General features: G+C 55.5%; 13 protein-coding genes. 9 read left to right on the plus strand and 4 right to left on the minus strand.

Annotated features, from left to right (window positions below; all coding sequences use genetic code 11):
• Positions 1 to 109: 109 nt before the first annotated feature.
• Positions 110 to 793 (plus strand): hypothetical protein, encoded by a 684-nt coding sequence (locus CIK75_RS16200; RefSeq protein ID WP_096223268.1) that lies wholly within the window; start codon positions 110 to 112, stop codon positions 791 to 793.
• Positions 790 to 1,110 carry a transcriptional regulator gene (locus CIK75_RS04450; protein WP_096223269.1) on the plus strand — a complete coding sequence of 107 codons (321 nt, stop codon included), beginning with the start codon at positions 790 to 792 and terminating at the stop codon, positions 1,108 to 1,110. Before CIK75_RS16200 ends, CIK75_RS04450 begins: the two co-directional genes overlap by 4 nt.
• Positions 1,111 to 1,161: 51 nt before the next feature.
• Here CIK75_RS04450 and CIK75_RS04455 read toward each other — a convergent pair whose 3' ends face one another.
• The 3 genes from CIK75_RS04455 to CIK75_RS04470 form a co-directional block, all read right to left on the minus strand.
• Entirely contained in the window at positions 1,162 to 2,322 is a 1,161-nt protein-coding gene (locus tag CIK75_RS04455) for a glycosyltransferase family 4 protein (protein ID WP_096223270.1), read from the minus strand.
• A 785-nt stretch (positions 2,323 to 3,107) separates the two neighbouring features.
• Positions 3,108 to 7,412: a PKD domain-containing protein gene (locus CIK75_RS04465; protein ID WP_158225892.1), complete on the minus strand. Its 4,305-nt coding sequence runs from the start codon at positions 7,410 to 7,412 to the stop codon at positions 3,108 to 3,110.
• Between the two features lie 28 nt (positions 7,413 to 7,440).
• Positions 7,441 to 8,112: a DUF4352 domain-containing protein gene (locus CIK75_RS04470; protein WP_158225893.1), complete on the minus strand. Its 672-nt coding sequence runs from the start codon at positions 8,110 to 8,112 to the stop codon at positions 7,441 to 7,443.
• 308 nt (positions 8,113 to 8,420) lie between these two features.
• Between CIK75_RS04470 and CIK75_RS04475 the strand changes: the two genes are divergently transcribed.
• The 5 genes from CIK75_RS04475 (at position 8,421) to CIK75_RS04495 (ending at position 15,024) form a co-directional block, all read left to right on the plus strand.
• Positions 8,421 to 9,344 carry a glycosyltransferase family 2 protein gene (locus CIK75_RS04475; protein WP_096223274.1) on the plus strand — a complete coding sequence of 308 codons (924 nt, stop codon included), beginning with the start codon at positions 8,421 to 8,423 and terminating at the stop codon, positions 9,342 to 9,344.
• Positions 9,345 to 9,459: 115 nt separating this feature from the next.
• A complete protein-coding gene (locus CIK75_RS04480) occupies positions 9,460 to 10,734 on the plus strand; it encodes a hypothetical protein (RefSeq protein ID WP_096223275.1) in 1,275 nt (424 codons plus the stop codon).
• The gene (locus CIK75_RS04485) at positions 10,731 to 12,197 is read left to right on the plus strand and encodes a polysaccharide biosynthesis tyrosine autokinase (RefSeq protein WP_096223276.1); all 1,467 of its coding nucleotides are present in this window, start codon (positions 10,731 to 10,733) and stop codon (positions 12,195 to 12,197) included. The genes CIK75_RS04480 and CIK75_RS04485 overlap by 4 nt, the downstream gene beginning before the upstream one ends.
• A 233-nt stretch (positions 12,198 to 12,430) precedes the next feature.
• Positions 12,431 to 13,912: a lipopolysaccharide biosynthesis protein gene (locus CIK75_RS04490; protein ID WP_096223277.1), complete on the plus strand. Its 1,482-nt coding sequence runs from the start codon at positions 12,431 to 12,433 to the stop codon at positions 13,910 to 13,912.
• A gap of 35 nt (positions 13,913 to 13,947) precedes the next feature.
• Positions 13,948 to 15,024, plus strand: coding sequence for a polysaccharide pyruvyl transferase family protein (locus CIK75_RS04495; protein WP_158225894.1), 1,077 nt, complete (start codon positions 13,948 to 13,950; stop codon positions 15,022 to 15,024).
• Positions 15,025 to 16,421: 1,397 nt separating this feature from the next.
• On the opposite strand, the gene CIK75_RS04505 is transcribed toward CIK75_RS04495, so the two are convergent.
• Complete coding sequence (locus CIK75_RS04505) at positions 16,422 to 17,030, minus strand: CDP-alcohol phosphatidyltransferase family protein (RefSeq protein WP_343251887.1); 609 nt, start codon at positions 17,028 to 17,030, stop codon at positions 16,422 to 16,424.
• Between the two features lie 278 nt (positions 17,031 to 17,308).
• Between CIK75_RS04505 and CIK75_RS04510 the strand changes: the two genes are divergently transcribed.
• Both CIK75_RS04510 and CIK75_RS04515 read left to right on the plus strand, forming a co-directional pair.
• Positions 17,309 to 18,325: a glycosyltransferase gene (locus tag CIK75_RS04510; RefSeq protein WP_096223281.1), complete on the plus strand. Its 1,017-nt coding sequence runs from the start codon at positions 17,309 to 17,311 to the stop codon at positions 18,323 to 18,325.
• The gene (locus CIK75_RS04515; protein ID WP_096223282.1) at positions 18,322 to 19,251 is read left to right on the plus strand and encodes a glycosyltransferase; all 930 of its coding nucleotides are present in this window, start codon (positions 18,322 to 18,324) and stop codon (positions 19,249 to 19,251) included. Before CIK75_RS04510 ends, CIK75_RS04515 begins: the two co-directional genes overlap by 4 nt.
• Positions 19,252 to 19,254: the final 3 nt, after the last annotated feature.

Here is a 19,254-nt window from a genome sequence, read left to right on the forward strand (position 1 = left end):
GTTCTTTATGAGTCAACGCGAGTACTTGCAATAATGGAAAGTACTTTCTAAACTGAGTGCGTCAGGTGGTCGGGCTCTCCGGCCCGGCCGCCCCGTCCCAGGAGTCGAGATGCACACAGCAGAGAAAAAGACAGTCAACGGCCAGCGCTACGCATGGATCGGCTTTGCCCTGGGCATCGCCTGCATGGTCGGCCTATTCATCTTCGGCCTGACCACGGGCAAACCCCAGCTCCCGGTCATGGCCGGATCCATCGGCGCCCTGCTGGGCGCCGTCTGGGCTTCCACCTCCGCGGCTGCCACTGCCGCCGCACGACGCGAGTCCCTGGAACCGGCGACGCCGGAACCCATGCCGGAAACCACCCCCGCCCATCCCACCGCCGAAGCCGCCCGTGGCTTACTGGACGAGGCGAGCCGGTTGGAGTCCGCCTCCCGCTCCGGAGCCAGCTGGCCGCATATCACCATGCTGCTGGGGCTGGGAGCCATCAGTTCCCTGACCATGATCTCCTTCTGGTTCGTTGGACGATTCGACGAGTCCGCCGTGGCCCTGCCGCTCATCGCCCTCTTGATCTGGCTTGGGATCCTGCTGGCTTTCATGATGGTCTTCGGGCGTTCTACCAAACGCGGTTTCGCCCGGCGTTGGGTGACGTTCATGGCGATCTGGGGTGGCCTCTGGGCGCTCGGCGTCATCCTCACGACCACGGTGTTTTCCGGCGAACTCTGGTTCACCCTCGTCATCGCCACGGCACTGACGCTGAACTCGGTCATCGGTGCCTGGTGGGAGGCGGACAAATGACCACGGCACAGGAGAACCAGGATGAGCACCCTCGGCTCAAACTCTCCGACCAACTCGCCCACCCCGTGCGCTTCTCCCTGGTCGCCGCCATCGCCGGCACCGACGAATCGGAGTTCGCCGTCGTACGGGATCATCTGCAGGTCAGCGATTCGGTCCTGAGCCGCCAGGCCTCCCAACTCGAAACGGCAGGGATCGTGAAGGTCCGTAAGGGCTTCGTCGGCAAACGTCCGCGGACCTGGTTTTCACTCACCTCCGAGGGGCGGGAGACCTGGGACCGGCACCTCGCAGCCCTGCGGGACATCGCCGACGGCGGATAGGGAACCGCGCTCCTCCTCCTTCTATGGCCACCTGTCGACTGCTTTGATCCTTTAGGCCTGGACCTTGCCCGTAGTGACGATCTCTGCCAGTTTTCGTCGATAGGTCGCGAGCGAGTGCTTCTCTTCAGCAGCCACCGCATCAATGGCAGCCTGGGTTGAGAAGTCCTCCCAGTTTTCATAAATTCGTTGCAAGGCATCCGCGATGGCGTGATGATCATTTGGCTGTATGTAAAGCGCCGAACCATAGCCGCGTGCGGCTTCACGCAACCCGCTCGTATCGCTGACCACTACAGGGCGTCCAGCCAGGATCCCCTCTACGGCGGTGTTACCGAAAGGCTCATCCACAGTCGACGGCACAACGAGCACATCAGCTTCGCCAAGCAGTGGCCAGATGTCCGGTGTGAAACCGGGGAAAGCCACCTGCTCTCCCAGCCCCAATGACCTCACCGAATCGTGCAAGTCCCTTTCGAACGCCTCGTTACCTTCAAAGGCAGCACCGGCGATCGTCAGGTGAGCCCGTATCCCTCTATCCTTCAGGTCCTTAATGGCTCGAATGGCAACATCTGGCCCCTTGCGCGTGGAAAGGCGCCCCAGAAAGAGAACACGAAGCTCGCCAACGAGCTCGGGGCGGACGATCTTTCGTTTCTTTGGACCGGGCACACCGTTGTAGAGAATAGTGCTGCGACGAGCCAAACTCGGCAACGCATCGGCCAGCACCCCAGTGCTAAATTCGCTATTGGTGACCACTGAACGAGAAGCTACATGAGGCACGTACAACGCGCGGCGCAGCCATCTCCCAGCAGAAGCTTCAGCTTCGTGAATATGACTAACTACGGGGGTTCCGGTCAATCTAGCCAAAATGGGCCACATCGGCAGAGTAATTGTATTGACGAGGACAACGTCGGGTTTAAACCGATGGATCATGCGAAGGCCCGCCAAAAAACCAACCGCCGAGTCCCGGACCAGTTCAGGCCAGCGCTTGGGATGCAGGAGCCTTTTTCGCAGGACAAGTGATGGTCCGTGAACCGTCGTAACGCCCTCTCCTCGCAAAAGATCGCTGAGGGGCCCTGTCGTGGGGATATAGGCGACCACTCGAATTCCTTGTTCAATCAGTCCGATCGCACTTTCCAAGACTACTCGGTCAGAGCCGTAGAGTTCTGCTCCCGGGTGGACAATCAAGCATGTGCGCGCGGCTTCGTTTGGCTTGTTCATTAATTATCCGCCATCTCCTAAACATGTGCTCCGTGGTGAAGTACTTCTTCCCGCTACTCGCCATCAAGGACTACGGCTACGCTGTACGGTACGGTCCGGAAACCAATTGGCGCTGTCGGAGGAGACAACCTGAGTAAGCACAATTTCGATCCGCAGCTTGTGACTACCCTAGTCGTCTGCTCAGCAAATATCTGCCGCTCTCCTACTGCCGCGTTTGCGTTATCTCAATTTAGTCGTCTGAGTATCCAAAGTGCCGGCATCCGCCCTGTAACCGGAGCAAACATTTGTCAGACGGCGGCTCATCAGCTGAGCGAAATCCCCGGTGGGTCGGAGTACGCTGGTGAATTCTCGTCTCAGGGAATAGAAACCGTGGACTTGCGTTCTTTCGAACTCATCTTGACGGCGACCGGATCAATAAGAGGAAAATTGGTTCAGCAAAACCCTGGTCTGCGGGGCCGCATCTTTACGCTCCTTGAATCAAGGCACCTCGCTGAGAGAGCGTTGTCTTCAGAGGAGTGCACCATCCTAAATGAGGGTGGAATGAGCCAGGTCCTCGTCCGACGTCGCGGCACACTGCCCACGCAGGCCCCCACCCGCCGGTGGCTGCGTGGAAGAAGCCCCTCTCCCCTCGATCTGATTGATACTCATGGCACGCGCAGCCAAAGAAAGCATGAAAAAACAATCGCCCAAGCACTAGCGGTGGGCTATAGGCTCGGAGAGTCCCTTACAAGTTGGTGCGCCACCCCGGAGGCATAATTTCAGGGGCGGCGCACCTCGTGGTGCGACTATTCTGCTTCTGCGGCCTTGACTTCGAGGTTGTCAATACTGACCTCTACTGGGCCATTGGTCGCGCCGCCACCTAGATACCCCGAAATCGAAATCGTTCCGGGCCCCTGCAACAAGGCCTCGTTGTCCGTCGAGCTAACAAGCCAGTCGCCGGGCTCACTCGAGCCAGCCTCCCAAACCTTGGCCCGCCACGTTGTTGTCGAGCTAGTCGTCTCCGTTTGGATCCGCACGTTCAGACGCTGTCCCGCCTTTTGCATATATCCGGGGAGCACCTTGTTCGCGACCATCGTTTCGACTCCGTTGACCTTCTTCACGAGCCCAACCTGCACGGAATTATCGGATCTGAATTGGATCTTCACCATGTAATTCCCGGATTCCGCCTGATGCAATCCCGTGTCGAAGTGAAGGTTGGCACCCTCCATCGTTTTGTCCGTCCCAACCACAAAACTAACGTCCAAGTCCGAGGCATTGACTCCAGACAACGATGTTGACCGGGTCTGGGATGGTTTTAGCTCCATCTTGCCCTCACCATCGGCAACGGAGAACCCCGCCTTGCCGGACCATTCCCCACCATCATCGGCCGTACCCCAACCCGTGGAAACATCACGGTTGAAATCATCACTGGCAACGGGGGCATCCGCGGGAGTTTCACTGACCTCGATGGACTTCTTCACGGTGTCCTTCGACCCCAAGCTATCCGTCACCGTCAGCACTACCTCATACGGGCCAGCCTCCGAGTAGGTGTGATCAGCAGTGACTCCCGACCCAACGGCCGAACCATCACCCCAATCCCACGAATACTCCATCGTGGCACCATCGGAAGCCTTCGAAGCACCCGCATCAACAGAAACCGCCAGAGCCGAAACCTTGGCCGTAAAGGCACCAACCGGCTTCGCGTGAGCCACCTCAATAGCCTTCGAAGCCACCTCGCTTTCTGCGCCCGTCGAATCCTTCACCACGAGCTTCACGGTATAAGGACCGGCCTTAGCAAACTGATGCTCCGGCTTTGCAGCGGTCGAACTCTTCCCATCACCAAAGTCCCAGGCATAAGACTTGATCGTTGCATCATCGCTAGCAGTGGACCCCGTTCCGTCAAACGCAACCGTCAACCCCGAAACCTCATGCCCAATCTTCGCCACCGGAACCGCATGCGGCGCAGTGGGTTCAACTTCAAGACTCGCCGAGGCGGAAACGCTCTTTGCGCCCATGGAGTCAGTCACGACCAGTTGCACCGTGTAAGGACCGGCTTCGGCGTACTCATGTTCTGGTTTGGAACCGGTCGCAGTTCCGCCGTCGCCGAAGTCCCAGGCGTACTCCTGGATCGTTGCCCCATCAGAAGCCGTGGAACCGGTGCCGTCGAAGGCCACGGACAAGCCTGTCGCGTCATGTCCTATCTTGGCGACCGGTTCGACATGTTCGACGCTCACGGTTGTGGATATGGGTTTGCTTTCAGCACCCATCGAGTCGGTGACGACCAACGTCACAGTGTAGGTACCAGTCTCAGCAAACTGATGTTCCGGCTTCGCCTTTGTCGAGTTTTTCCCGTCTCCAAAGTCCCATGCATAGGAATCGACCGTCGCATCGTCGCTGGCTGTAGAGCCTGTTCCGTCGAAAGTCACCATCAGCCCCGAAATCTCATGCTCGATCTTCGCCACCGGAATAGCATGCGGGGCAGATACCGTGACCTCCTTCGACGTCGTCGCTGAAAGGCCGGCGTCGTTTGTCACGGTGAGTTCCACGGTATATTTCCCGGGTTCTGCATACGCGTGTGTGGACGTTGCTCCGGTTCCAGGGCTCGTCTCGTCGCCGAAGTCCCAGCTATAACTAGAGATGGTGCCGTCACCCGGAGTAGAGCCACTGGCGTCAAAGGTTGCTTCGAGCCCCTCGGAATCGGCACTAAAGGAAGCAGTTGGCAATTCCTTGTCCGCACCGAGCGCGTAATGAGTTGCGGCTTGAGCCGGAGTCAAAGCGCTGTCGTATACAGCAAACTCATCAAGAGCACCAGCAAAGTATTCACTCGTCGGCCCGTTAGGCCACCCGCTGAGTGAGTCGCCGCCGACACGCCAATATCCGGTGTAAGACTGAGCTGAGATCGTTGAAGGATCTGAAGCAACTTCCTGCCCATCAACGTAAAGGCGCATACCATCCCCGCTTTGCGAAGCAGCCATGTAATGCCATTCTCCGTCGTTGTATGATTCGGTGCTGGTGACAGTCTTAGCCGCCCCGGGGTACGTCCCAAACACCATCCGACCGTCGTTACGCATATAGACATGTCGATCATAGGACGATGACAGTCCGCTCTTATTGGAGCCGTATCCGACGAGCTTCCCACCACGGCTCGTATCAGTCTTAAACCACATTTCTGTAGTGAAGGCATCTCCCACGGGAACATTCTTCGACGTTGCGATGAGACCATTCGCGGAACCTGAGAACGTGGAGGCTTCTGAATTAGCTCCTGCAACCCCGCCAGGAGTTGTGGTGCCGACACCTGAACTGACCGTTCCGTCATTGCCACCAATCCAGTCCTGCGCTGCCGTTGTAGGGGCGCCTCCCAATGGCCAGTACAGGGACGGTGAGTCAGCAAGGACTTCAGTCCGATACGCTGATGGCTCAGCACTACTCACATCTACGGAAACTTGGGAACTTGTTACTGAGTTTCCATCTCCATCCGAGACCGTCACATAATATTTTTGTGATGAGCTAGGAGCCAGACCGGTATCAGTTAAGGACACGGTAGGCAGGTCCCAGAACTTGGAGGCCACCGTCTTTTTCGCGACGGGCCCCGACTTCCCAACCCTCATTAATTCATAGGTCAGATCGATATCATCCCGGTCCCAGTTCGCTCCTATGGCGACTCTAACTGTTCCGCTTGCGTTCGATTTAGCCACCGGAGCCCAGCTAGCTTTAGAAATACGAGGCCCCTGTTTAGCACCCCCTGGTGGGTTTGATGAGAAGCGTACCAATCCCTGCTGACGCTTTCCGTTGAGCCCGACGAATTCGCCAGCAACCGACATGTAGTCGCCGTCTCCGACAATGGAGAAGCCTGCCTGGCCCATTCCCGACGCCGTGCCGGTATACCAATCAGGCCACCATCCAACGAAAGCCGGTGCGGGGTACCCGCTCCAATCCTTATAGATGTTGTTAACCCACGGGCTTCGTGACAACGTCCCCTTTGCTGCTGCGGTCAACGCTGTGGCATGACGCATATTCGATGAGGGGTTTTGGGGAACTCCTCCAGCAGACTCACAAGCATGTTCGTGGCTGGTGGTGTAAACCGTTTTGCCGTCCGAATAAACTCCATAATGGTCTCCGTGACAATCCGCTATCCAACGTATCTGTCCACTATCGGGATCCGCAGAAAAAGTTCCTTCCAAGTTTCCGGTTTCCACGTCGGCAAAAACCCATCCAGTGCCGTAGACGGCATTATCGTCTACCGCCAACCCCCAAATCCCTGCTTTACCGGCGCTGCCACCAGTATTTTTACCGTTCTTGACAGTGTTCGGGGCGTCCCAAGGGAGCAACGCCCCGGTCGTCAGGTCAAGAGCAGCCAGTCCGCGCTGCGAAACATCGTTCACAGTTGCAAAACGGCCAGCGACAATAAGCTTGTCCTTCTTAGCCGTCAACTTCATCGCGTCAACTTGGAGGTCCGTAGAAGGGGCCCATCCAAGAAGGCCACCGGATGTGTCGAATGCAGCGAACCCCTGCCGAGGGACCCCATTCCCAGCACCAATCAAACCACCGACATATACGGCCGATTCCGTAACCGCAATGGCATTGACATAGGCACCGCCGACGGACGCGCTGAAACCGTTGACCAGAGCACCTGTGGCTATGTCGAAGGCTGCAAGGTTCCACCGCGTTTGACCGTCCACATTGTTGAACGAGCCGCCAACATACAATCGTTTTCCGTCAGGAGAAACGGCCACTGATTTAACGGTCCCATTAATCTTGGGAGCGAAAGCGGTCAGTTCACCGGTTGTAATGTTGTAGGCCAGCATGTTGCTGCGAGGGATAAGGTTTTGTCCAGGTTCCGCTCCGGCAGGCCTGGCATTAGAGAACGATCCGCCCGCAAAAACAATATTTCCCGACATCGCTTGAGCCCAAACCACACCAGAATCGATCTGGGCCGTGGGCAGACCGTCAGCGGACATGTCCGTGTCGCTTCGTTGTTGGACGGGTGCTGGGACTGGCAGAATTTCCGCAGCAGCATGTGGCGCACCGCCAAGGACGAATGAAGCCGCGGCCAACACGATGGCGAAGATCGCGGCCAACACGGAGGTGGCACGCGAAGGGATGGTTTTCATGTGTGAGTCCCCTACTTTGGTCATCGGATCAGGAGGCGTTGCCGTTGAAGTCGGCGATCGATTTTCCGGCCAGATACTCGACGGATACGGTGAGGTTCTTCCGGTGCTTTTTAGGAATCAGGAAAACGTAGGTCGCCGTCTGGTGACTCCCAGGAGCTATCTCGCCCGAAAATGGAGAGTATGGATCAGAGGTCGTTGGTTGCGCTGGATCCCCGTTGGACTGCGTTATCGAGACCATCGCAGAATCCACATTGATCGCATTTTTTGATGAGTTCGTCAGCAGCACTTTGAGTCCGAGCGCAGGTCCGGCAATCTCTCCTGGTGTCTCAGCTTTTGTGATGAACGGCGTGACCTTTTCAACTTTGACGTGGACCCCCTCCGGCAACGCTGCTTCGCGGCCCAAATCAACCCGCCTGATCGAGCCTTTCTGCCGGCGTTTCACTTTTTCGCGAATATTCCCAGACGAAGGTGCGGGGACGGCTTTCGTCCGCGGCTTCGGAGCTTCCGCGTTGGTGCTCGACTTTTGTGGAGCACTACTCGCTGCGGTTGAAGTTCTTCCAGATGCGTTGGCTCCAGAGCTGCCGCCTGACTCCATGGAAGGTTTCGCCGCGACGGCTGGTGTCATGTCTCCCGCAGTGCTGCAACTGCAGAGACCCATTGTCATCGCCGCGATGGCAACAACCGTTGATAGTTGAACCATGCGCTTACGGTACGTCGGTCGCTCCATGCTAGGTGTCCCCCCCCCTGCAATTCCTTCAATTGGGCAAAGCTGCTCTCTGCGAGGAACATACCCGACTCATCCGATCCACCACACGCGTACTCGGTACTTGCTTCATCGTCGTTGCACCAGTAGTCATGCTGGCTCTCGGAAGTACCCCACTCGGCCCTCGAATGCTGGCCACCTGACCTGCCTGTCGCTGCTCAAGTTTCAGAGATTTTTGGTTGACCGCTGTGCTACATTCAAGTTTATACATCGCGTGAACGTAATCGACCTGAGGGGGTCAGGTGATGGCGGATACTCCCGCCCTGAAGACGACCTTTGCACTTATCGTGGTCAACTACGGCTCAAGCCTCTTGCTCGAGCGAAACCTATCGACAATTAATGTCAGGGATGCGGGCGGTTTTGTCGTAGTCGTGGACAACTTCACCAATCGTCAGGAAAAAGATCGAGTAGCTAACATGGCCGCGGAAAACGAATGGGATTTCCTGGCTCTCGATTCTAACGAGGGGTTCGGCGGCGGGGTCAATGCCGGCGCTAAGGTCGCATTCGGCCGAGGCGCAGAGAGCATTATTACCCTCAATCCAGATGCCTCGATCAACTCAAATGATCTCAAAAAACTCGCAGAAATCGTTCATGCAGAACCCGACCTGATGGTTGCGCCAACAATTCGAACAAGTCAAGGAAATATTTGGTTCGATGGTATGTGGCTTTTCCAAGAATCCGGCCGTGTCGCTAGCAACCGCCGACGCAAACAACCGCGCGGGGCAAAGGCCTCATGGATAACCGGAGCATGCTTTGCCATTTCGCGAGAATTGTGGCAAAAAGTCGGTGGATTTGACGACGACTACTTCCTCTACTGGGAAGACGTGGACCTGTCGCGTCGTGTGGTCAGAAATGGCGGTCGTTTATCAGTCGCCAAGAATCTGACCGCGATTCATGATGAAGGCGGAACCCAAAGACGCGCTGTCGACTCTCAAGCGAAGTCTGACCTCTACTATTACTACAATATTCGCAATCGGCTCGTTTTCGCAGCGAAACACCTAAGCCACCTAAAATTTCTGAGTTGGATTGCCCAGACTCCGTTCGTCTCATATGAGATTCTCTTGAATGGCGGTCGTCGACAACTCCTTCATTCTGTAGGCCCATGGAAGGCTTACATCCAAGGAATACTCAGCGGGATTATATTCGCATTGAAGATTAGACACCGATGAGCTGTCGTAGTCATCGTGCGGGGCTATCAGTAACTCTCGAGAGCCCGTACCCAATTACGTTCAAGTCCCTTCATCCACTTGCCTTCCTGCTATTTACAGGCGGGGGAGGGTCTAAATGAGCGCGGATTCGCTGAGCACTTTATTGGTTCTCGGTGCAGCGGCTGCTACCGCCGCGACAGCATTTATATGCTTCCGACAGACACCACGGCTGGTATTCACGGCCTGGGCCATCTGCTTGTTTTTCGTACCCGTTTGGATTGGTGCCCAAATCGGGGTTTTTCTTTCTTGTGTGACCGTTTTGGGACTCTTGATTATCGCTTCCGGTAATTGGGCGCGCCTGTCATTCTCTACCGCAGACGTCTTTGTAGCTGCATTCGTTTTACTCGTCTTCATCGCATACGCCTTCGGATGGACAACTTGGGGATATGCCAACGTCGTCCTCATTGCCTGGACCATCCCATATTTGACGGGACGTATCGTTCTTTCCAAGATCTCTACCAATTGGCTCTACTCAACAATCGCAATCGCGGCATCCGTAGCTGCCATACTTGCAATCATTGAATTTATGACCGGTACGAATATCTTCGTGCTCGCTCCAATGCACAACCGCCTTTACTCTGTCTGGGGTTCACTTCAAGTCCGGGGAGGTTTAGTCCGTGCTGAAGGCGCATTCGGGCATTCCATTGCCTTGGGCGCCGCGCTCGCCATGAGCAGTGCCTTTATATTGAGCACGAAATGGCCAATCTGGGTTCGCCTCACCTTGTTGGGAACTGTTGCACTGGCCACGGGCATAACGCTAAGTCGCATCGGTCTCGTCGGCCTCGTCGTCACGACTGTCGTCAGCTTGATCTTCCTGAAGGACCACATCACGAGATCGGCCCGTGTTGCCACGATAGCAATGCTCACCTTGGTTGCTGCGGTGGGAATTCCAAAGCTTGTGGCTGTATTCACACGAGCAGGACAGGAAGCATCGGGCAGCGCCGAGTACAGGGCAGACCTCTTCGTGTTATTGAAGGATATTTCCCCTCTGGGCATTGCTTCTAATTGGAGCGTCCTGCCAAATGGAAAAACGTACTATGGAACTTTCCAGTCAATTGACAGCGAGATGGTGCTGACGGCACTACGCTTCGGATTCCTTCCGCTCCTATTCCTGCTCTTTGGACTCAGCATGTGCGTTTGGACAGTAGTTCGTGGCCGCGCAACACCGGCTTCCGTGGCTCTCTTAGGACAGATTCCGGGTCTTGCGACGGTCGCGCTTATCACCCAGTACGCCACCTTCGTGTGGTTCGTTGCGGGGCTAGCCGTCGCCACTAGTTGTTTGCGGCAGAGTTCAGGTCCAAACCCGGGCCCAGAACCTAATACCCACATTCCCCGCCAGGAGTTCGCATGACCAGCAAAAGTATTACCGCCAACAATCGTCCAGCCCGGATGCTGATCGCATTAAAGAAGCGGTGGTACGTCGTCGTGGCTACAGCTCTCCTCGCAGGTGTCATGACATTCGCGTACTCAGCGACGATACCGCCTGTTTACCAAGCCAGCGCGTCATTATTTTTCTCCCTACGCGATGGAGATAGCGGGGCCGATATCAACCAGGGTCTTACTTACACGCAAAATCAGATGCTTTCTTACGCAGAGCTAGCCACCTCGTCGTCAGTCTTGGACAAAGCCTATAGCAACGTTAACGGTCAGGTATCTATGAACGAACTACGTCGTTCCATCAACGTCACTACGCCACAAAACACGGTAATACTAGAGGTCAAAGCCCGAGCATCTAGCCGTGACTTGTCTGCTCGTATGGCGAACAGCGTCGCTGATAGTTTGCTGGACGTCGTTTCAGAGGTCGCGCCAGCAGATTCGTCGGGCAAGCCGACGGTCGTAGCCAGGGTTATCGAGCCTGCGGCTCCTCCAAGGTTCCAATCAGCTCCGAATAAGTCAAAGAACACAGTGCTCGGTACTTTTATCGGAGGAATCCTGGCGTTTCTCGGTCTGTTTGTTTCGGTCCTACTGGACACTCGTATTCGGTCTGTGGCAAGCCTCAAGTCCATCACGGACCTGCCCCTGCTCGGAACCGCAGAACGCACCCCACGTTCCAACGATCGACGTCCTGTCGCCCTTCGTTTTCCCCGAGGAATGGCTACGGAGAAGTATCGGCAAATTCGAGCTGCCTTACGTTTCACTTCTGTGAGTCGCGAACTACGGACCCTCGTTGTTACTTCATCCATCCCTGGAGAAGGCAAAACCTTAACCTCGTTGAACCTGTCACTGACCATGGCCGAAGGCGTGGAACGAATTTTGCTCATAGACGCAGATCTACGACGGCCACGAGTTGCCGACTATCTTGGTCTCGAACCAAGTGTGGGCTTGACGACCGTTCTTGTCAATGGACTTCTTTTAAGCGAGGCCGTTCAGCATTTTGGCGATACAAGGTTAGACGTCCTAGCTTCAGGGGACGTCCCCCCAAACCCCTCGGAGCTATTGGATTCCAGACGAATGCGGGAGGTCTTGGCCGAAGCCAAAAAGACGTACGACATTATAATTATTGATACAGCACCAGTTCATTCTGTTTCGGACGCTTCAATTATCTCTCAAGAAGTCGATTCAACAATTATCGTAATTGACTCTTCAAAACTACGTCAGGCTCAGCTCGAGCAAACGAGGGACATTCTCGACGCCGCCGGAGCGCATATATCCGGTCTCGTCCTCAACCGGGTCAAACCGGCTGACCGGAAGGACCGCTATTACGAGACCGCGCATCACGACTCTTCCGTAAATGTTTCACCAAAGGCATCACCAGCAACTCATTCTCATACGCGCCGCCAACGACAAAGGGCTAAGGCAAGTGACAATAAATGAAACTTCGCCTAGGAATCGTAGTTACCTATCAGTCGTCCGCGGCAGGTGAGCCAAAACCACTCGAAACCTCCGGCCGTAGAGAACTGACCGAGTTTCATGAGTTTGTGTATCGAAGCGTTGCAGACCTGGGCTTAACTAATGGTTGTCTCCCGGCTGCACGTATAAGTGCAACGTCTTTATCACCGATCTCGGTGCAAGTTTTCAACGGCATATTACTTCTTCATTAGGTGCACATGGAAAAAAATGAGTTACCAAAAGCACTAGTAACTGGACTAGGTAGGAGAGCAGCTCGTGGTGCCGCTGTCACTGCTACGGGCCAAATTGGCCGAATACTCATCCAGCTCGTCTCTGTCGTCATTCTGGCGCGGCTACTCTCACCAAACGACTATGGCCTTTTTGCCATGGTCATGTCGATCGCTGGCATTGCAGAAGTTTTCAGAGACTTCGGGCTGTCGCAGGCAATGATTCAAGCCAAGAACGTCAGCCGCGAACAGAGGGACAGTCTTTTTTGGGTAAACAGTGGTATTGGGTTGGGCCTGACCTTCATCGTCTTCGGCTCTTCCTGGGGAATCGCTAAATTTTACCGCCACGAAGAACTAGTGGAACTGGCCCAAGGAGCCGCGCTAGTATTTTTCATCAATGGTCTTGCTACACAATACCGCGCAAGTCTAAGTCGGGCGCTACGATTCAAAGCACTTGCTTTTATCGAATTGTCTTCGGCGCTGGTAGGCATGAGCGTAGCTATATTCATGGGATTTATGGATTTTGGGGCCTGGTCGCTCATTGGTCAGTTACTTGCCCAAGCGACAGTCTTCTTTGCCTTCGCGGCCATCAGCTCCCGTTGGATCCCACGCCTGCCCAAACGATCCACATCCATCCGAGGCTTCATGCGCTTTGGACGCAACATGGTCGCAACCCAACTCGTCGGATACGTGGGATCCAATGCGGACCGTGTCATCATCGGGTCGTTTATCGGTGCTGCCCCCCTAGGGTTGTACACCCGTCCTTACCAACTGGTCATGAACGTCGCAAATCAGTTACGTGCACCAATTACCAATGTCGCCATTCCAATACTTTCTCGTCTACAAGAATCCCCGAGACGCTACTGGGAGTTCACTAAGATCGGACAAACTGCTCTCGGCTACTCGATCGTTGCAGCCTTCGGGCTCGCCGTTGGCGCTTCATCGCCATTAACACGAATTCTTCTTGGGGAGCAATGGCTGGATTCTGCACCTATCATGAGCCTGCTAGCGTCAGCGGCAGCACTCCAGACCTTGGCCTACTTTGGCTACTGGGTGTATGTCTCCAAGGGAATCACCGGCGTCCTCTTTAAGTACAACCTGCTTAGCGTCATCATCAAGATCGGTTGTTTACTCGTTGGCGTCCGGTGGGGGGTATCCGGCGTGGCCGCTGGATACCTAATCGCGACAGCTGTCTCGTGGCCACTTTCACTGTTTTGGATCAATAAGTCGATAGATGGCGTCCCCATCCGAGACTTGACCCTAAATTTCCTCCGAATGGCTTCGCTCGCTGCCGCCGCCGCAGGTGCCTCCTTCGTACTCAGCACTCTAACTCAAGAGCAAGGACCTTGGGTGTGCATCATAGCCTCTGTATGCGGGACTATCGCTGTATACGCGCTTTCTATCCTGTTCCCAGCCGTTCGCCGAGACATGCAGGAATTGTGGGTCCTTCGCCATCACTTAGCGCGAAAATAGCTCTCCAACGACGACAACTAGAAATGAAAGGTACTATGCGCATCCTCGTCCTATGGGCACACGAATCGTCAACAAACCTCGGAGTTGCTGCCTTGGCGCGAGGTTCTAGAGATCTTCTGCTTAAAGTGTGGCCGGAAGCAGATATCGAATTCGTCAATTATGGCGCCCGTCCGCTCCCAGTTCCTTGGGGTCGGCCACGCTCCCTTATTAGGGAACGCCTCATGCCTCGTGTCGGAATGCAAGAGTACTTAAGGCAGTTTGACCTAGTCTGGGACACCCGCTCCGGCGACAGTTTCTCAGATATCTATGGACTGTCACGTCACTTAACCATGGGACTCGTCTATGAGTTCGCGCTTCAAGCTGGAGCAGTCGGAGTCCTTGCCCCGCAAACAGTCGGGCCGTTCAATTCACGCCGAGCGACTTGGATTGCTCAACGAAATCTCAAAAGATCGACAGCGGTTTTTAGCCGCGATCCGGCTAGTAGCATAGCCGCCGAGAAACTCGGCACTAGACCAACCGCATTGAGTTCAGACATGGTCTTCGGAATTGATGAAATCTCAGCATCTAAAACTCGCGACGTCCTGCTGAACGTTTCTGGCCTTCTTTGGCGAGAAAACCCACATGTCAATGCCGAGAATTATCGGGAAGCCATGTTTCGGACCGCCGAAAACCTTCATGCGGAAGGACGACGAGTGTCGCTCTTGGCCCACGTCCTCGACTCACCAGATCCTGACAACGACGTCCCCGCCATTAGAGAACTATCGCAAACGCTCAGCTATAACCCTGAACTCATCGTCCCGACTGACTTGGACTCAGTCCGAGAAACCATAGCCTCGTCCAAACTCGTCATAGCTGCTCGCATGCACGCCAGTCTCAACGCACTTTCCCTTGGTGTTCCTGCAATTCCGTTGGCTTACTCTCGAAAGTTCGCCCCTCTTATGGATAGTCTCGGCTGGAAACACTCCTTAGACCTTCGCGACAGTCAGGAGCTTCCAGACGAGATCCTTGTACTGTCAAGGAAAAAGCAACTAAACCGAGACGCTCAATCAGCACAGCAAAAAGGTAGACGCTCACTAATGTCAGTTGCTGAAGAATTGAGGAAAATTCTGTGACGAATGCAAATCTCGGGACAGCTAAGGCAAGCCAGAAACTTGACCGGCAAATTTCGAAAGTCCTCAAGAACGATGCATGCTCAGGCTGTGGTCTTTGCACGCTCATCGACGGAGGACTAACGATGTCTATGAACACTGCGGGTTTCCTGCGTCCACGCCGAACGTCGGCCGGCCAGGCTCCGCCCGGAGCTGCAAAAGTATTCAAGCAGTCGTGTCCCGGAATGACAGTTCGTTCTAACGACGACCCCGATCTGAAACGTCATGAAACTATGGGATCTTTCGTCGGCGTTTGGAGCGGCCATGCTATCGAGGCAGAGACTCGATACCGTGGAAGCAGCGCAGGGGTGCTCACTGCTCTGACCACTTGGCTTCTCGAGAGCGGCCAAACAACGCGAGTTGCGGGAGCTCGTGCTGGCGACGACCCACGACGAACCGTTCCCGTGACGATCACGACGAAGGAAGAGGCACTTGCATCTTCAGGGTCACGTTATGCACCAGTCGCCACATTGGACAATTGCGATATTCTTGCCCAAGGAACAGCCGTAGTCGGAAAGCCCTGTGAGGTGTCCGCACTCCGCGCATTTCATGGTGTGGCCAGCAAGACGGAGGCCTCATCGCCAACTCCACTTATGCTTTCGTTCTTCTGCGCAGGAACTCCCAGTTCACACGCGACCGAAGCGCTCATTGCGCGGCTCGGCTTTCCGGCGGGCGAAATTCCTAAAGCGCTATGGTACCGAGGCCGAGGATGGCCTGGTAGATTCAGCGCAACCCTTCGTGGCACCACCCGGAGTATGTCGTACGACGAGTCTTGGGGGGATGTTCTTGGACCGGCAACTCAATGGCGATGCAAAGTGTGCCCGGATGGCGTCGGAGAAAGCGCGGACATAGCTGTCGCAGACTACTGGCAGTCTGACGCTTCCGGCTATCCGATGTTTGTTGAGGCCGACGGCTCAAGTGCGATCATTGCGCGGACTATTCGTGGTCGGGAAACACTCTTGCGCGCCGCAAAGGCCGGCATCATTGCCTTGGAACCAATCAAGATCAATTCATTGGCAGACGTACAGCCTTTCCAGGTACAACGTCGAAAGACACTTTTGCCACGGCTCGTCGGCTCCTTGCTCGCAGGACGACTCATCCCCAAATATACTGGGTTTCGGCTCACAAAGCTGGCACGTGAACGACCTCGAATCTTCGTCAGAGTGGCCCGCGGGACAGTTCGAAGAATTCGAACACGCGCGAAGTAGCCAGCGAGCATCGCCCGGGGGGAAATGCCGAAAACTGGCGCTTCCATCTCGGGTATTTTTGAATTCCGAATAGAGCTAAGCACTTGCAGATGACTACCTCTACTTGCAATGCGCCAGCCGCCATACATTTATGCAACCTGTAACAAGCAAAAGCTAAATTGATTTCATGTCCTTGAACCACTTTGAAGCGGCCAGGACCAAAAACAGCGCGCAAGCCAGCGCAAGTAAAGAGTAGACCCCGACGAATACAACGGGAAAACCCCACAGGATGAATGACAAGCAGAGAATTCCATAGTCAGTTGGTAGGAGCAAAACAGATCGTAGGGGTGAGCTCCCACCAGTCTCCATTGATTTCGGTGCTCCCCTAGCCACCTTGAGAAGATCGTTGAGGATCATCGCGAAGAAGGTGACCGCACCAACAATTGCAAACCCGATGGGGGCGAAGAGCCATACGTCGCTGTTTAGTGGAAAGTACCGGTACCACCCCACCAGTACCGCCAGATGGAGAGACGAAATCTTCACGGCATCGACGAAATGATCCAGCCACTCCCCCGCAACCGAGCCCCCTCCCCGCAAACGGGCAACCTGGCCGTCCGCAGAATCCCACGCGTAGCCAAGAGCAAGCAAGAGCCAAACGGCAATCGCCAAGATTCCTGAAGGTGGGACAACCGCCAGCAAAACAATGCCGCTGAACGTGAACACGGCGCTCACGAGCGTCACCTGATTGGGTGTCAACCCCAATGTGTGGGCGAAGGCGGCCAAGTATCTGCCCACCTTGCGATTGACGTATATCGAGTACCCAGGAGCTCCCTTGGCACGACCTTTTTGTGCGTTTTGCAATTGCCCCAGAGCTTGGGAAAAAGTAGCCCTCATTCGTACCTCTCGCCAAACCGTCTAGGTCCAGCCGCCCGCCGAAACCAATAGTTGTCAACGCGCTTGCGCCTTTTATCACTAGTGTAGATTATAGGCGGGGATTCGCCTCGGTCCCCCGCTTCGTTTCCGGCCTTGGCACTTTGAGAGTGATAGTGAGTAGAGGGAAAGTGGAAAAAATTCGAGTCATTGAGTCCTTCGGCGACTCGCGTCCAACGACGAATCCCTACATCACCATGCTGGGTGAGAGTCTCGAAAATACCCCGGGCCTCAGCCTCTTGCGTTTCTCCTGGAAGGCTGCCCTCACCGAAAAATACGACGTCTTCCATTTCCATTGGCCAGAGGCGTTGCTCGATGGTAAGACATGGTACACACGCCTTGGAAAGGAAGCAGCTTTCTTCCTGCTTCTCACGAGGATCCGGCTGCAAAAGATCGCGGTCGTCCGAACAGTACATAACCTAGAGCTCCCCCAAGGGCTCCCTTTCATCAGGCACCAGCTCGTCCGCTTCTGCGATGAAATGACCACGCTCCGGATTGCCCTCAATTCGACTACACCAGCCGCCCCGAACATTGCACAGCGTCTCATACTCCACGGTCACTACCGCGATTGGTTCGCATCGATGCCTCGCCATGACCAAGTGCCTGGCCGGATCGCCTTTACCGGGCTGATTCGTCGTTATAAGGGCGTGGAGAATCTCATTGGCTGTTTCAAACAGACCGAAGACGATCACCCGGAGCTCAGTCTTTCGATAACCGGAAAGCCGTCCACTGCGCAACTAGCCGAAACTATCCGGAGCGCAGCTTCAGCCGATAAGCGCCTCCATTTGTCCTTCGGTTATGTGGCGGAAGAATCCCTCGTTGCCGCCATCACGGAAGCGGAGCTGGTGGTCCTTCCCTATCAGTTCATGCACAACTCCGGGAGTGCACTGGCCGCTTTATCGCTTCAGCGCCCCGTTTTGCTCCCCCGCAACGAAGTCAACGAGTTACTGGCTCACGAAGTTGGAGCCGGCTGGGTCTTTCTGTATGACGGAGAGCTAACAGCTGAGCACCTTAAATCGTCGTTGGCGCTATTGCGAGACCACCCGCCCACAAGTGCCCCCGGACTATCCAATCGAGACTGGTCCGCTGCCGGCATACTCCACCGTGATGCGTTCCTTGAAGCACAGCGGATTGCGACTCGGAAGTGAACCAGCCACACCTGACCATTGCCGTCTTGACGTACCAACGGCCCAAACGGCTCCTCCACGCCGTCCGGGAGTTTCCGGGACATATCGTAGATTGCGAGAATCTGGCCACCGTCGATGTCCTCATAGTCGACAACGATCCCGCGGCATCGGCACGCTCCACGATCGAGGAATTGCAAGCGCCTTGGATCCGCTATGTCCACGAGCCGACACCGGGAATTGCCGCAGCGCGAAACCGTGCTCTCGCAGAGAGCCAGGGCTCTCGACTTCTAGCTTTTATCGACGACGATGAAGTGCCGAGAGACGGATGGCTGCGTTCGCTTCTGACGACATGGAATTTACATGATGCTGACGCGGTTTCTGGCCGCCTAGTATCCGTCTTTGGCGAGGATATCGATCCTTGGATCTTGGCAGGTGGATTCTTCCGCCGGGCCATCCATGAAACGGGAACTCCAGTTGCGATGGCCGCCACCAACAACCTTTTGTTAGACCTTGAGTCCGTTCGATCCAAAAGACTCCATTTCGACGAGTCGCTGGGCATGGCAGGCGGCGAGGACTCACTTTTTACATCCCAATTGGTCAACGCCGGAGGCAGGATTATTTTTTGCCAGGAATCGATCGTCGAGGATGAAGTCGACTCAAAGCGGACTACGCGCCAGTGGGTATGCCGTCGCGCATATAGCCACGGTCATACATACGTCATGACCATGCTCCGGCGCACGGAGAGTCCCATCAGCAGGCTTCGAATCCGAGTCACCTCATTCTGCGGTGGCATCGCAAGGATGCTCGTTGGCTGGTCCCGACACTTCTACGGGCGCCTCACGCGGACCCTGTATCAGGAGGCCCGTGGGGCGCGGGGCGTGCACCGGGGACGGGGGGTCTTCGACGCGGCCATCGGAATTGCCTACGAGGAATACGCGCGGTATTGATCG

It is taken from the genome of Glutamicibacter sp. BW78, from assembly GCF_002332245.1.
Classification (GTDB): Bacteria; Actinomycetota; Actinomycetes; order Actinomycetales; family Micrococcaceae; genus Arthrobacter_H; species Arthrobacter_H rhombi_A.